This window comes from Myxococcota bacterium, from assembly GCA_039030075.1.
GTDB lineage: Bacteria > Myxococcota_A > UBA9160 > UBA9160 > SMWR01 > JAHEJV01.
On the sequence record JBCCEW010000001.1, the window covers coordinates 329430 to 343478 of the forward strand.

The 14049-nt window shown below is 60.2% G+C and carries 11 protein-coding genes; 3 read left to right on the forward strand and 8 right to left on the reverse strand.

Annotated elements, in window-relative coordinates:
• Positions 1-269: 269 nt before the first annotated feature.
• The 3 genes from AAF430_01385 to AAF430_01395 form a co-directional block, all read right to left on the reverse strand.
• On the reverse strand, positions 270-566 hold the full coding sequence (locus AAF430_01385; protein ID MEM7408871.1) for a hypothetical protein: 297 nt from the start codon (positions 564-566) through the stop codon (positions 270-272).
• 1301 nt (positions 567-1867) lie between these two features.
• Positions 1868-2764, reverse strand: coding sequence for a hypothetical protein (locus AAF430_01390; GenBank protein MEM7408872.1), 897 nt, complete (start codon positions 2762-2764; stop codon positions 1868-1870).
• Positions 2746-4491, reverse strand: coding sequence for a hypothetical protein (locus AAF430_01395; GenBank protein ID MEM7408873.1), 1746 nt, complete (start codon positions 4489-4491; stop codon positions 2746-2748). The genes AAF430_01390 and AAF430_01395 overlap by 19 nt, the downstream gene beginning before the upstream one ends.
• Before the next feature lie 309 nt (positions 4492-4800).
• Between AAF430_01395 and AAF430_01400 the strand changes: the two genes are divergently transcribed.
• Entirely contained in the window at positions 4801-5043 is a 243-nt protein-coding gene (locus AAF430_01400) for a hypothetical protein (GenBank protein MEM7408874.1), read from the forward strand.
• 233 nt (positions 5044-5276) lie between these two features.
• Here the strand turns inward: AAF430_01400 and AAF430_01405 are convergent, their stop codons facing one another.
• Together AAF430_01405 and AAF430_01410 are read right to left on the reverse strand one after the other, a co-directional pair.
• Positions 5277-6923: a restriction endonuclease gene (locus AAF430_01405; GenBank protein ID MEM7408875.1), complete on the reverse strand. Its 1647-nt coding sequence runs from the start codon at positions 6921-6923 to the stop codon at positions 5277-5279.
• A gap of 93 nt (positions 6924-7016) precedes the next feature.
• A complete protein-coding gene (locus AAF430_01410; protein ID MEM7408876.1) occupies positions 7017-7238 on the reverse strand; it encodes a helix-turn-helix transcriptional regulator in 222 nt (73 codons plus the stop codon).
• Between the two features lie 284 nt (positions 7239-7522).
• Between AAF430_01410 and AAF430_01415 the strand changes: the two genes are divergently transcribed.
• Together AAF430_01415 and AAF430_01420 are read left to right on the forward strand one after the other, a co-directional pair.
• The gene (locus AAF430_01415) at positions 7523-7762 is read left to right on the forward strand and encodes a hypothetical protein (protein MEM7408877.1); all 240 of its coding nucleotides are present in this window, start codon (positions 7523-7525) and stop codon (positions 7760-7762) included.
• Between the two features lie 86 nt (positions 7763-7848).
• Positions 7849-8838, forward strand: coding sequence for a hypothetical protein (locus AAF430_01420; GenBank protein ID MEM7408878.1), 990 nt, complete (start codon positions 7849-7851; stop codon positions 8836-8838).
• A gap of 599 nt (positions 8839-9437) precedes the next feature.
• Here AAF430_01420 and AAF430_01425 read toward each other — a convergent pair.
• The 3 genes from AAF430_01425 to AAF430_01435 all read right to left on the reverse strand — a co-directional run bounded on the left by AAF430_01425 (position 9438) and on the right by AAF430_01435 (position 13838).
• Entirely contained in the window at positions 9438-9821 is a 384-nt protein-coding gene (locus AAF430_01425; GenBank protein ID MEM7408879.1) for a hypothetical protein, read from the reverse strand.
• Positions 9822-10267: 446 nt separating this feature from the next.
• The gene (locus AAF430_01430) at positions 10268-12856 is read right to left on the reverse strand and encodes an AAA family ATPase (GenBank protein MEM7408880.1); all 2589 of its coding nucleotides are present in this window, start codon (positions 12854-12856) and stop codon (positions 10268-10270) included.
• A 166-nt stretch (positions 12857-13022) separates the two neighbouring features.
• The gene (locus tag AAF430_01435) at positions 13023-13838 is read right to left on the reverse strand and encodes a hypothetical protein (GenBank protein ID MEM7408881.1); all 816 of its coding nucleotides are present in this window, start codon (positions 13836-13838) and stop codon (positions 13023-13025) included.
• Positions 13839-14049: the final 211 nt, after the last annotated feature.

Consider the following 14049-nt stretch of genomic DNA (forward strand, 5'->3'; position numbering starts at 1 on the left):
CCGGGCCTTCGCCGTTACCCTGGCCCGGCCGAGCGTGTTGCGTCGTTTCGAGAAGATGGCGTCTACACTCTTGAGGCCAGCGTTTCGCCGAAGGTAATCGAGTGGAGCCGAGACTGACTCGGGCAGGGCTGAGGCGCTGGCCGTACTCATCTTGAGAGCGCCCGGGCTTCTGGGGATGGCGCTCGGCTTCACGCGGACCAACAGCTGCCCAGGGACGTGAGCCAAGCGTTCGTTGGGCGGCTTTCTGCGGGATTCCATGAGGTCTCCTTCTACGGGATGATCTTGCAGACCTTCGCGACCGCGTCGAGGAACCTGACCAAGGACGAGAGGACGTCCGCGATCGTGCCCTGGCCGTTCTTCCGGAGGAAGGCGATCGCTTTCTTGAGAATTGGCTTCACCTTCGGCCAGTTCTTGCAGAACTCACGAATGGCCGTCAGTGCGGCGCCAATTCCGCCGAGTGCCTTGATGGTCGGCTTGCTTTTTCGCTCCTTCGCGATCGCGCTCTCGATGGCCTTTGCGCTCTTCTCGAGGCTGCGTGCAGTTGCGGGCTTCTTTTTCGCTGCCATGGGTCTCTCCTTCGGTGGAAGCGCGTTTGTCATATGAGATACGACACAGTGCTACGTCACTCGACCCTGTACCAAGCGCCGTGTTGGTGTGGACCCGCAATCTCACTTGCGCCGTCGCCATTTCCACGACGTCGTTTCGGTGGGGGCGCAGCCGGCAGAGCTGGACGGCTGGCGCATTTGGTCCCAATGCTGGCCCGCCATCTCCGCATGTGCGAAAGATCCAAGAGTTTCAGAGGCTTGCGAGGTTGCTTCGGGCGATGGCGCCTAAGGTGCTCGTGGAAGCCCGAGAAGGCGGTGCAGTTTCCTCGACCAGGTGAATGCCGCGGCGATCAGGGAAACTCTGAGAGGGCTCCTACGGCCTCTGAATTCGCATTCTGTTCCTGGTGCCGTTGGTTTCGGGCCGTCGGGCGGGGAGGTTCAGTGCCCACCTGATCGTCAACTCGTCTGTGACTCCTCCGAGGCGGATAATTCCCTTCTTGTTCTATCGGCGTCCCCTTCGCCGGCAATTTCGCTTGTCGGTTCCTCCGAGGATGCGGCCCCTCCAACAAGCTCGATGCAGCTTGGGTGAGAGCCGCCGATGGGCGTAGTCCATAAGGGATCGCCCGTATGGAGGTCTCAAACCGAGAACGAAAGGACAACAGAACATGACCCTCCCACCTACGAACCACCCGATCTCAGCTAGCTCTTTGGAGTACCGAGCCCGAGTCGATGCCATCCTGAAGAGCCGATTCTGTACGTCGATCAGAGACTTGTCTGCGGAATCGGTCGTGGAGGCGGCACGGTTCGCCGAGTACTCACCCAAGGAGTGCGTCGATTGGCTTGCGATGATCGACGGCCTCTGACGGAAAGAGCTAGGTTCGATGACGGAGAGTATGGCCGTCGAGCCCACGCCGCGGCGCGACGAGGCCAATCGCGGACGCGGCCTTTCGGTTGCGCAGTGCTGGTTCGCCGGCGAGTTCGCTTTTGGGCCTTGGCAAGCGGGGCCGGTGGGTTTCGCGGGGCGGAGGTTCCGGTCGCAGGAGATCCTGGCGCGGTCATTCCGGTGCGAGGCGTGCCATAAGCAGCACCTGATGCCTAGAGCTTGGCCCGTCGAGCGAACGCCTCTGAGTGACTTTAAAGGGCCTCCCTCGAAGCGGCGGACTCGATACTCCCTTTAGAGGTGTGTGCCAGGGGTCTTTCCTGAAGAAGGGACACGGCTGGCTCTGCGTCGAGGAACTCGAGCTCGACCAGAATCCAGCCCCGGGCAAGCGCACCGTCGGGCTGATCACAGTTGCACCCAGCGTCATCGCTGAAACGAGGGGCTACAGGACGGAATCTAGCCGTGCGGTGTCCATCCTACGTTTTGCATCGATGAGACGGTCGAGGTCATGAGCGGCCAATGGCGGCAGCTGTGTCTCCACCATCTCAAGGCGGCCCTGTTCCTGAACGCGGAATGGCCAAGTCAAGGCTAGACCGAAGGCTGGATGAGGGGCTGAAACTATGTGTGTCCGTCCAGCGCCATTGGCGAGGGACTCGACCAACTCGGCAAGCCAAGCTCCGGTAGCAAGATTTCGTGGTCGTCCGCCCTCGGTGATCCGCGGAAGGTGAGTGCGAATATCGCGCGCCACGCGACTGTAGTCTTCCTCTGGCTCGAACACAGGTATGGCGTTCCTTCCGTGTTCGCCGACGATAGTGATCGGCTTGCACGGCAATCTCCGAATGCGAAGGGAATGCCGTAGACGGGCGAAATCGAGATCGCCGCCAAATCCGATGACGGGGCCCGCGCGAGCGCCGAGATGGTCTCGCACGACGCTTGTAACATCATCGACCGGGCTAGCAATCACGATGACTATGGAGTCATCGCGCGGCGAGACAGTGTCGCACACTCTGCGCAGCATCTCCGCGTTCTGGTCGAACACGAACCCCGCAGAGGCACCTTCTGGGATCTGCATGCCAGAGGAGAGGACGATTGCCTCCGCTTCGCCGGACGCATGAGCGTCGACGACTCGAATCGGAAAGAGTGGGTCGATGGTTGAGCTAACGGCGTCGAGATACGCAGCTTCGGCAGACACCCTTCGATGTGATGCGATCCTTAGCTCCTCGATTCCGTGCGCATTCAGCAGGCCGTGCACGAGGGCGGCACCTGAGTTCCCGGTTCCGAAGACTGAGACGATCATTTCTTGGTTCTCAAGCAGGTCATCTAGGCGCCAGACTCCCACCGCAAGATTGTCGCTTCGGCTCGGACCTCGATCGCTGGGGGGTTGGTCACGGCGCCTAGCTCTTCACGGACACGATCGTCAGCTCTGAGGGTCCAAGCTCTAAGCTCTTCGCGGGACTCGAACGGAAGTTTTCCGAACGAGAATATTGTCCCTTCTTCATAGACTACCGCTTCGCTGACGTCGAGTTCGAGACGTTTGAGGCGATCGCCCTCCGTGAGAAAGGCTTGACGTACTTCCCGTGTCGACTTCGGCATTCGCATGACGATGTCGCACCGATAGATCGGTGTATTCAGTGTCTGCTCGACTCCCTCAATGCTCTCAAGGTCGATGGTCGGGGGGGCATAGTCGGCGAAGTCCTGCTGTGCGTCGTCATCCTGCCGCCGGTAGAGAATCTGCGCTAGTTCGACCCTCGCATTGGGTATAGAAGTGCAACGTGCTACGGCCTTCTGTGCGAGGGATTTGGCTTGCTCTGCTGGTAGCCGATCCCCGATGAGCATCTCCGCAGTTGGCGACATCGTAGACCGATCCGTGGACAGCTGCTGCGCACCGCGGAGCTTCTGGCATTCCCGAAGATCGAGTCTTGTTGCATCCCGCACGTGAACATAGACCGAATAGGACCCGGTCGGACGAGGCGATGCTGAATTCCCGCCCATGACCGATCGTCTGGCTTCTTCAATCAACTCGTCGGCTTCCCGCTGGCTGAGGCGATCAAAGAGTGAATCGAAGTAGCGCTGGATGGCGAGGTAAGCTCTGCTTCCTCCCTTGATCTCGAGTTGGGGACCGTCATTGGACGCGAGCCTATCGAATGCGAAGCTCTGCCACGCTACTTCATTGGTTGCGTAGACGGTGTACGGGATCGGGTCGTGAGTGAAGCGAATCGTGATGCCCTCTGTTGCGCCGTTGATGCGGTCGGGGTGGGACTCCAACCACTCTCTGAGATGGCCACGAATACGGTTGCTGATGTGATCGTCTTCTCTTTCTAACTGCAGCGAGCGCTGTCTTGCGGCTTCGCTATCCGGGTGGCACAAGACGATTTGGGCCACGCCGCCTCGCGTCAAGAACCGATCGAGATGCCGGTGTTCGACGAATCGGGGTAGGCAGTATTGCAGGATCCAGAGCCGTTTTGCGCCATCAATCGCTGGTCCGAGGCGGTTGTAGGGAAACCGCGGCGGGAGGTCGGTGTAGCCGACGTGGAGAGCGCGTCTCAAGTTGATCGTGCGATCTACGACGTGCTCGCGTCGAATGAAGAGGAACAGGTGTCGGGGCTCGCTGGTGAGATCGCGCTTGTCTTGCAGCGCCTTGATCTCCTCCTGTAGCTCGGGGACTACCTCATTGATCCTCGCGATCGCGACGTCGACTGAGGGATCTGAGTGTCCGTCGTCGGGCCTTGGAACTTGCGAGAGTGCTGCCTTGATCTGGCCGCCGTAGTTGCGGAACGTAGCTTCGGCGTGACGAGTCTCTTTGGCGATGCGATCACAATCGAACGCGAGAACTCGCTCTCCGGATGGAAGCACGTGTTCCTTGAATTGGTCTATGTGCTGCGATGCGGCGGTGTTGTCGGCCTTCTCGAGCGCCTCCGCAAGTCCCCGGGCTAAAGCGTTCCATTCTTCTTGCGTAGGCAGGTTTAGCTTGGTCGTAGGTGTCACGTAGATCTCGACTTTGCGGTCGGCGGCCGTGTAGTTGAGTTGCAGCTTCGGAAGCGGGTGTGCTGGAGAAACCGAACACATGTGCCGCACAGAGATGGTGCAGCTGGACCGCCGCAGTGTAACCGGTCCATTTGTTTGGAGGAATTCTCTGTGTGTGGATCGCAAACGAGAAGCTGTTTGTAGTTGTTTCGTCTCGTGGGGGCCTTCTTGCGCGCAGGAGCTTCAGACATACCGCGCCTGCTAGTCCTACGCTGCACGCCTGCAGGGCCAAAATTGGCTCGTCACGTTGGGAAAAAAGATCAATAATATCAAATACTTGAAATCGGACCTGCCGACCAAAGAGAGTCGTTCTCGTTGAGCCATTTCGGCTCGCTCGATAGGAGAACGAGGATGAGACGATGTCTCGCATTGGCCATTGCTATGGGGTTGTTGGGTATGGGGGGCGCGGTCGCCGATTCGCGCCCGGCGCGTCAACCGACGCGGGTTCATGAGCTCGAGTTCGCTCGTACGGTTCGAGCGCTCCAGCTGAAGATCGCGCGGCTGCAGCGCGAAGTGAGTCTGCTCCGGTCGTGCCGTGAGGAGCTGCTCGTTTGCAATGCCACGAAGGTCAACCATTGCGATGTCGACGGCTGACGCCGCTAACCGCATCGCCTAGGAGCATTCAGCCTTGAGTGCTCCTAGGCCGTGCTGGTGGTTCCTCACGTAGGGGTGGTCGTTTTGCGAATCGCATCTGAGTGCGCGTATGGCAATGCGATAGATCGCGGTTGCCAACGGTGCTGGTCCGCCAGCGATATCGCTTGGGTGGATGAGCAGTCGGCCACGGAGCTCTCTAGGGCAGGCATTGCGAGTTCTCTCGGCGATTCGGTCTAGCGGTTCCGCCGCGCTGCTTCGACGTCGATTCGGACCGGATGTCCGTGCTGCTCGAGGAGATAGACGAGGTTCGATCCGTCGATCAGCGAGATCGGCTTGTCTTTGGCAAACTCTCTTGCCTGCGCGCCGAAGTGGGCCGTCGTTACAAGAAGGCCCTTCGCGGCGCCCTCATTGAGCATGGTCCCGTAGAGGTCGCGGACGGCTGAGACGGGCACGGCTTTGGTGTAGCGCTTGGCCTGGATCACGAACTTCCCGCCCCGAATCGGGTCCGGGTCGAACACGACGGCGTCCACGCCACCATCTTGGCTGGATCTCGTGACCTTCACTTCGGCGCCATGCTCGGAGAACATCTTCGCGAAGAGCTCTCTGACGAGGTGTTCAAACTCCTCCCACGGGATCTCGGCGAGATTGGTCAGAGCGTTGAGCTCCGCGAGCATCTCGCGGGATTCAACGAATCTCGGATCATCCCGATTGAAGGTCATGATCGGTTGAACTGGTGCGACCTGGGAGAGGGGGCCTGCGATTAGGCCCTTTAGCTGTTTGATGCACTCCGTCGGATCCACCCGGGCGAGATTGAGGCCGTCGAACTGCTCTCTGGCTTCACTAACCGACAGGAAGCACGACGTTTGATCGTGTCCAGTCGCTTTGTCGATGACCGTGGTCCAGACGTTGGCAACGACCCGAGCGACGTGCTCCGTGTACACAGACTCAAACACCTCGTGCATGACCCTCAGAGCCAGCTGCTTGATGGCTGAGTCGTAGAGATCCTCACGCTCGCGCTTCTTCAGCTCTACGGGCGCGATCGCACGGTTTCGATCAGTAAGCTTGTAGGAGGCGATGGCTGAGACGTCGTCGGGGCCAGGGACCGAGATGTCGGCGATGATCGTGCGGCTTTCTTCATCGAACCTCGCGATGATCGATGGGATCAGCCGAGCAGGGTAGGCGGAGCGCTCGAAGACCATCGAGACGTACTCTTCGATCGCCTCGCGCTGTCCGGCTTCGAATGCAGCCTGAAAGGCCCCAATGGAGCGGTTCTTCTCTTCCTTCGCCTTTCGGAAGATCTCCGCCGCCTCATCCTCTCGCTGATCATGTGTGGCCTTGAGTTCGCGCGTTCGAGACCGATGCGCGGAGAGTTCCTCTTGGTGCTGGGCAACCTTGCGGTTCCAGGCGGGCGGCCAGAGGTAGAGAAGGAAGGTCCGTTCAGGGGCGTTCGGCTCTGGGTCCGGTTCGAACACCTCGCGGGCATACTCCCGCGTCTCGAGCAGAGACGGCCAGTGAATGCGGTCGTCTATGGAGAGCGTGGCTTCGAGCGTTCCCCGGAGCTGCTCGACTTCCTCCTGAGCAATGCGCGTCATCTCTGCGGCGCGCTCTCGCAGGTCCTGTTTTGCTTCCGCGACACGCTCGCGGAGTTCGCGATTGGCCCATGTCTGGAGTTGTCTTCTGGCCTTTTGTTCGACCTCGCTGCGGAGCTTGGCCTTGACGATCTTCGAGAGGCCGAGGAACTCATTCTCCAGTGTTGCGCAGTACATCGGAGCCTTGCGGTAGTTCCCGGCGGGCGTGATCCAGTCTTCGACTACGTCGATGACATACTCACGACTCTCGATATCGCGGACGATGTCGTTCTCGTCGATCTGGGTCGGCATGGTGGGGTGGCTTCTCTCGGTGTCGTGGTTCCCTATCAGAGGGTCGGAGTGCTCGTGCCGCTATGTGGCCAAAACCACCCGATCTGCCTCGTCCTAGTCCTTGTAGAAGTACGTGATTCGCTTGCCGTAGGCCTTCGCGAAGCTCTGAAGCTCCACGACGTCAACGCGCCGGTCTCCACTCTCGCACCTCGAGACGAAACTCTGATTGGTACGGAGGCGTTTCGCAGCCTCCATCTGAGTGAGTCCCGCATCGTGGCGAGCGGCAACGAGCAGCTTGAGGAAGCGTTGGTACGCAGGCTTGCGGGTCGCGGGCATCGGCATCTCGCGACCATCGATCTCTCTCGTGACTATGCGGATACTGCATGAGCGGGCGCGTCCCTGCTCGGCCGTTGCCGCGGTTGGCGCAATCTCTCTTGCAGTTTTCGGAAGGACCGGGTTGCACCGTAGAATGACCTAGGGACGGTCTGGTAACGGTGAACTGACTCTCGGCCGTCTCTTGATTGCGATGACGGCCCCGGGGCTAAAGAGAGCGCCGAGGGCCTGCACAACCTGGAGTGGAGACCGTGCCTAATCCGTCGCGAAGTCAGATCAAGAAGCGTGTGATCCACAACTTGTCGATCGTGAGTGGCTATAGCGAAGAGAGCATCAAGGAGACCCACTCTCTGAAGAACCACTTAGACATGGGCGTGCGACAGAGGGAGAGCCTTGCGCCCGGGTTCGAGGTTATCGCGCGGGAGTACAACTCGGACGCTGTCATCTCCAAGGCTGAGTGCGGCCGGCTGGCGACCGTGAAGGCGAGCATCGACCTGGTCTGGTCGCGGGCAAAGGGTAGTAGTTGATGCGGCGGGTTCAGCGGGCAGGGAGTGCTCTTCTGTTGCTCCTACTTGCGATCCTCATTGGGGCGCCTGGGACAGCGCAAGAGGAGGTGCCGGGCACCGATGGCGGAGCGGACTGGCTGTCGTGGTCGCGGATTAGCCTTCGCCGGTCGTTTCAGTCTGAGAAGCAACGGGCCGACGCCGCGTCATTGGGTCTGAGTGCGCCGCGAGGGGCAAGCGACACCTTCTCGATCACCGGCGCGCTTGTATACGATTTCACGCCAAACGACTGGATGTCGAGGGCCACAACATCCGCGTTCGTCGAGTTGCAGAGGAACAGCGACCAGGACAAGGAACAAAACCTGATCTTGTCTGGGGTGTCGATCGACGCGCTGCCCTTTGACTCAGTCACCAACTGCGCCCCCCGTGCCTTCAGCGACTGTACGACACCGATTGTGATTGGAACTTTGAATCACCGCCACGACGAGGTCGGCGATACGGAAAGCGCGCAAGCCTCCGTGTTCGCATCGCTGCTCATACAAAGAGAGTATTTCCGGAAGGGATCGAAGCCCCCCGTTCCCGACCCGGGCGATCCCAGGCCGCAGCGCAGACTCAAGGTGCCGCTGTACGTGCCGAACCACATTCATACGATTCGATCGGAAGCCGGTGCGACCAAGCTGTTGTCCTATGAGTTCAGTCCCTATGTCGGACTCGAGTATGACGGTGCGTATCGGGTCAAATCGGGGACAGATCAGTCGACGGGGAGTGCTATTCGGGTCGCAGGAAAGCTCCGCTTTGCTTTGGACGTTCTCCCGGGTTGGTGGGGCGGTATTCCGGTGGTCGAGGGGTTGACGATCACAGGCGACGGTCAGCTCAGGCAGGACATCAAGGATACGATTGAGTACGACGGCGGTCCGTTCTACCCCTATGGGCGCCTAACGATCGCAGCTGATGTGTACCGAGAGCGGGATGAAGATGGGTCTCTGATCGAACGAGGTCGATCTGCAGGTATCGGATTGGATCTGATCGCAGGCGAGGATCCGAGCAAGGCGTTCCTCGATCAGCGTCTGCTTAGGCTGACCTTCAACATTCGACTGTAAGGATTCGGCGGATCGTTCTCCCTTCGTTCCCAGATGCGATGCTGGGGGCTGAGTCTTCTCTGGCTGTGTGGCGCGGATTGCGGGAAGTCGAAACGAGCAGATCGGCTGGCTCGAGAGGCCGGCTGTCCCTGCTAGGCGTCCGAGCTAGAGATTCATGTAGCACGCGAACCACTCGAAACCACTTCGAGCATACGATGAGAGAGGCGAAGAGTGGTTCGATGGAAATAGCTCCGCCGTCTACATGGACTACGGGATCGACCCACTTGAGCCCACAGCGATGACTCTGCCGCGGCTCGCTCACCGCAGCTACAACCCAACTAGCCAAGTTCTCTCTTTCCGAGACGAATCGATCGACCTGGCAGCCGTGCTCGATGCGCTCGCAGGCGTCCGGACGAAGTGCCGATCATTCGCGCTGCCCTAGTTGGTCACGCAGCGCACACGCTTCAGCGGCCCAGCCCTCAGGCCGCCTAGTCGATCGTGGTAGCCTTTGGGCATCTACGGGCTCCAGTGCACGATTCGTCGGGTCCGGCCGCTGAGCTCCAGGTCGTTGGGGGCGACGACGCATGAGTCGATCTCCGGGCGCAGATGACTGGGACCATTTACAGAGAGTCTTGGTGCACGAGTTCTTCAAGTGTGATCAAGCTTTTCTCGATTTCGCAGACTTCTCCGCCGTCAACTTCGGTGGTAGGACGGACAAGCGGCTTCTCTTGGCCATGTTCGATGCGTACGCGCGCTTTCCGCACCATCTCTACGAGTTCTACCTCGGGAATATCAAGCGCGAACGGGGCCGCCTTGGCACCGTTCCACACGAAGAATGCGATCGCATCCTCCAGGCCGAGGCTGAGAAGCTCATGCGAATCCGTAGGGAGCGCATCCTTACGGGAGACGCTCCGCGCTGGGAGAACCATGTCTCTTACTACGAGTCCCCGGTTCCCAGCGACTTCGCGTGCGACTTCAGGCAGGCGCGAAACCGCGTGGCTCATGCCGACTACAGACGCGCCGGCGCGGCAGGCGCCACCGGTGGCTCTGGAAAATCTCGGAGCCCGAGAAATACGACTGGGGAGAGATAGAGCGGTTCAATCTCGCGGTTCAACCCGAGGAGAGACTGAAGCCCTCGCTGCACTCGCTCCGCCAGCGCCTAGGGAACTGGCTCTTCTCCCGGAGAATCCGCGCCTTGATTCGTAACCGCAGGTAGTTTCGCCAGACAACACGTCGCTTGAGCGCCCTTGTCCTCGACTCAGCGCAGTCCCTGGTTTTCAGGTCGCGGCGTCTTGTCCACGGTCGCCCCGAGCTGGTCCCGCGCGAATCCTGAGTTTTGATCCGGTTGCGATCCTCGCGTTCGTCGTCGAGCCGATCTCGGCGGCGGAAGGTCCATCGGAAGCTCGAGGCGATCAGGGCGAGCGCGATCGGAACGGCAGAGGAGGTTGGCCTAGCGTCGCTTGTTGATTGCCTTGACCCAGTGGTCGATTGTATCGATATCTTTGCGAAGCTCGTCTCCATCAGGGAGTGGAGGATTCTCGGCGGGTGACTTGTCGTGGCCAGGAAGGAATCGCGAACACTTGGTCATCGCGCTTTCGAGCGTCTCGCATTCCTCTTTCGTGATCCGTGACAGCTGGATGATCTGCCGGGTCTGAACACTCTTCCGGTAGCGTTCGACGACCCCGCCGAGAAGGACCTCCTCCAGAGCCCGTTCCCAAGCCTCACGCAGAAAGCCGTAGATCAGGATCGCCTCTCGCTCGTACTCGGTCTCCGTGCGTGTCCGGAATATCTTGTCTGCGCCCTGGTGCATTTTCCGAAGAACGCCGATCCGGTCTCTCGTTTTCATTGCGATCCATGGAAGATCTGGAGATGCAACGCCAGCGCCGATGTTTCGCTCCTGGCGTACGTATTGATGCTTGCACTCCGCGCCGACCTCTTCGGCACAGGCAGCCAGGGCAACCATGAAGACGATGTCATGGGTAAACACGACGACCTGCCGAGAAAGCGATTCTTCTGCGAGTCTCCGCGCTACGTTTTCGCGCCAGTCGTGATCGAGCGAAGACACGGGATCGTCGAAGAGAATCGCGGACGGGTTCTCTGCGGTGCTCAGCTCGGCGAAGAACGCAGCAATGGAGAGCGTGCGGCCTTCCCCTTCGCTGACCACCTTCGGGACTTCAACCCCCGGGGCTCGTTTGAGCACGATCTCGTGGAAGAGCGTCCCTCGTGCACCCCCAGCTGCACGCAGTTCCATCTCGACATGCGCGAATTTCAGGCGCGCGAGCTCTGCCAGGAAGCTTGAGGCGAGTCTCTCCGTGACGACTCTCTTTGTGACCTCGGTATTCTTCCGTGTAATCGCTCCGGTGCCTGTGTCCTTCAGGCACACCTGGTAGGCAGCTAGTCGCTTCTGCCTCTCGATCTCGTCCAGCACGCCCTGCAGCTTCTTGCTGAGGCTCGCCCGCGCTTCAAGTTCTTGTAGCTCGTCTACTAGCCGATCAAGTCGGCTCGGGTCGCTACCAGATGTGAGCAGCGTGGCCCGGTTCTCGACCGCCTGGGCCTGAGAGTTCACTTCCTCAGTCGGGAACCGGATACTGCGTGTCGCGGGGATAGGTGATTTGGCGGAAACTGCAGAGACAACCTCGGATTGAGTTTCGCTACCCTCAGCGAGGGCCCTTTCGACCGTCTCGGCGAGCTGCTCCGCCTCGATCCTCAGGTCCTCGACCGCTGTGTTGATCGATTCGCCTGAGAACGAGAGGTCCTCAAGATGCCGCAGCCGTCGATTGAACTCGGTCGAGGCCTCGTCTAGCTGTTTCTGCGCGGTAGATTGGACGAGGTCCTCAAGCTGGCAAAGCCTCTCGACCGCGGCCCTTTCGAGATTTTGTTGGCAAAGGACACATCGCGCCCGGTCGTGGGTCGCCGGAAACTCGTGGTCGGTGTAGGCGTGAGCGTTCGAGAACCGTCGCGCGGCTTCCCAAAGGGTCTTCCAAGTCTCGGATCCGGTGCCGTTCAGGAGTCCGTCAGCTAGGGCGGCTTGCTGTGTTCGCTCTGCCTCTGCGGCGGCACGGGATCGAGCGCCTTGCGCGTCTGCAAGTGCCCGTATCGTTTCGGAGGACACTCCGTTTGAAAGCGTCCCAAGATCAGAAGCCAGCGAGCGAAGGCGCTGGGCCCGTAGGCGTAGAGTTTGAGCGAGGGCGGCCGGATCGTCCGACCTCATGTCCTGCGACGCCTTCTTGAGCTCAGCGAGTCGCTCTATCTCCGTCTCGCTCAGGGTCCCGACTTCACGGACCTTCTCCGCGCTCGTCAGCGACGTGATTCGTGACGCGATGCGGTGGGCTGCAGTTTCCTCTGGAAGATCCGGTAGGTCGTTTGGCGCGGCAGCAAGAGCGTTCTGTTCGCGCTCGACTATTTCCTTCACGGCTTCGCAGGTGTTGGAGAGCTTGTCGAAGAGGTCGAGACCAAACGGCCGAAATGCGACATCTGTCTTCTCCCTCAAGTAGACGGACGCGCAGTGACTATCGAACACCTTGACTTGGCTCAGCTCGGGGCTGGCTTCTGCCTCGCCGGTCCACGAGTCTTCCTTGTTATCATCTCCAACCATGAATCGGATAGTTGCGTTTGGTTGCCCGGGAGGGGCACCTGATAGGACATTGCCCAGCACGTCCTCGGCCCCTCGCGCCCTACAGGCGCTCTTGAGTATCCGGGTGTAGCCGGACTTCCCGGCAGCGTTCGCGCCATAGACGATTGTCAACGACGGGCTGAATGCGATCCTCTGGTCCGCCGCGAGTGCATTGACGCCGCCGTGATGCGTTAGGTCGGTGAGGCTGACGGCAGTGGGGTAGGCGCCGCCCGACGGAAGATGTTCATCAGCAAGCGGCTCGTGATCTTGTGGTTCTGCGAGCCCATGCTCCGCCTTGCAGATGAGCGCGAGCTCGTCGATGTCGTCGCCATCGAGGTCGCCGACCGTCACCAGCCGTCGCAACGCGTCTCGCTGCCAGTCCGGACGGTCTCGCGACCACGTGAGTATCTCGGTAAGAACTTCCACAGCGCCTCAACGTCCGTCATCGGCCGGCCGACTCGGAGTGTGACGTCTTCCGTACGTGGCCAGGGCTCCGATCGCTGTTTCAGTCGGGGATGAAGAGCTGCTAGAAGTACTCTAGTACTGGACGCGTATCCACTAGCACCTTTGGAGCGCAGGCAGCCAAAGACGGCTATCGCGCGGTAAGGGCTCTCTTGGCGCTCGCGTCCAACACCTTCTTGCAGTGATCCGAGACCCAGGGGCTCACCTGGGGTTCTTCCACGATCTCGCTCAGGTAGGTCAAGCAGTACTCGAGTGTGTAGTCCTTCTCGACGATTCGTTGAACGATCCTATCAACGGCCTCCGCGACGTGCTGCGCCGCCTCGTCCGTGAGAGATGTAAGTGCGGGCGCGGCAGACCCAGTCCCCGAGACCGTAGTTGTTGATGTCGAGCTAGAATCATCGCTCTTCGACTCCGAAGTGACACTAGACGTGCCGCCTGCGCCGATCCCATAGAGCTGCGGTCGGACTGCACCTGTGAGTTGCTCAATTGCGAGCAACGCCACCATCGAGTCTCGATAGCGAAGGTGAAGCAGTTGATAGTCGGGACCACCAATCGCGCTGCTGAAGTATCCCTCACAGATTCGGTACATCGCGTCGCGCAGGAGCTGAATGCTCTGTGTTCGGAGGCCGATGTTGAGGGCTCCTTCGGCGGTGTTCGCGGAGATTTCACCCGAGCCTTTCTCGGCAACCTGGACGGCGGCCGCCAGTGCGGCACTCAGCGCTTGGAGAGCGTCCGGGCTGGGCTCGGCACAAGTCATCACGCGCTCACCCTTCGACGTCTTGTAGCGCTTGGACAGCACGACGCGTTGCTTCGCATCTAGGGCGTCCGCACGTGCAACCTTCCTTCCTTCAGGTCCACCAAGCTCGAAGTCGCGGTGGACGGAATGGAAGTTCGCCCAACTGCAGGCATTTGAGCTGAGAAGGAAAGGCGAGAGAAGGAGGATCACTCGTAGAGACATCGGCTGGACCGCCAGTGATTGGGGAGCGAGATCGCCCCATCGTGCCGGCCGAAGTTTGATCTCTGCAAGACGTTTCGAAGCCGTGGCCGACCGCAAGCTGCGTTGACACGATTCGCTGTCGGGCGCTCCCCGGCTCTCTCGGCGAGAGCGGAAATCTGTCCATCGGCGGTGTCGGATCACTATAGAATCGAGTTGCAGG

Coding starts and splice junctions, on each gene's coding strand:
- AAF430_01385 (MEM7408871.1), bottom strand. CDS start 566: ATGGCAGCGAAAAAGAAGCCCGCAACTGCACGCAGCCTCGAGAAGAGC.
- AAF430_01395 (MEM7408873.1), bottom strand. CDS start 4,491: ATGTGTTCGGTTTCTCCAGCACACCCGCTTCCGAAGCTGCAACTCAAC.
- AAF430_01400 (MEM7408874.1), top strand. CDS start 4,801: ATGAGACGATGTCTCGCATTGGCCATTGCTATGGGGTTGTTGGGTATG.
- AAF430_01405 (MEM7408875.1), bottom strand. CDS start 6,923: ATGCCGACCCAGATCGACGAGAACGACATCGTCCGCGATATCGAGAGT.
- AAF430_01410 (MEM7408876.1), bottom strand. CDS start 7,238: ATGCCCGCGACCCGCAAGCCTGCGTACCAACGCTTCCTCAAGCTGCTC.
- AAF430_01425 (MEM7408879.1), bottom strand. CDS start 9,821: ATGAGCCACGCGGTTTCGCGCCTGCCTGAAGTCGCACGCGAAGTCGCT.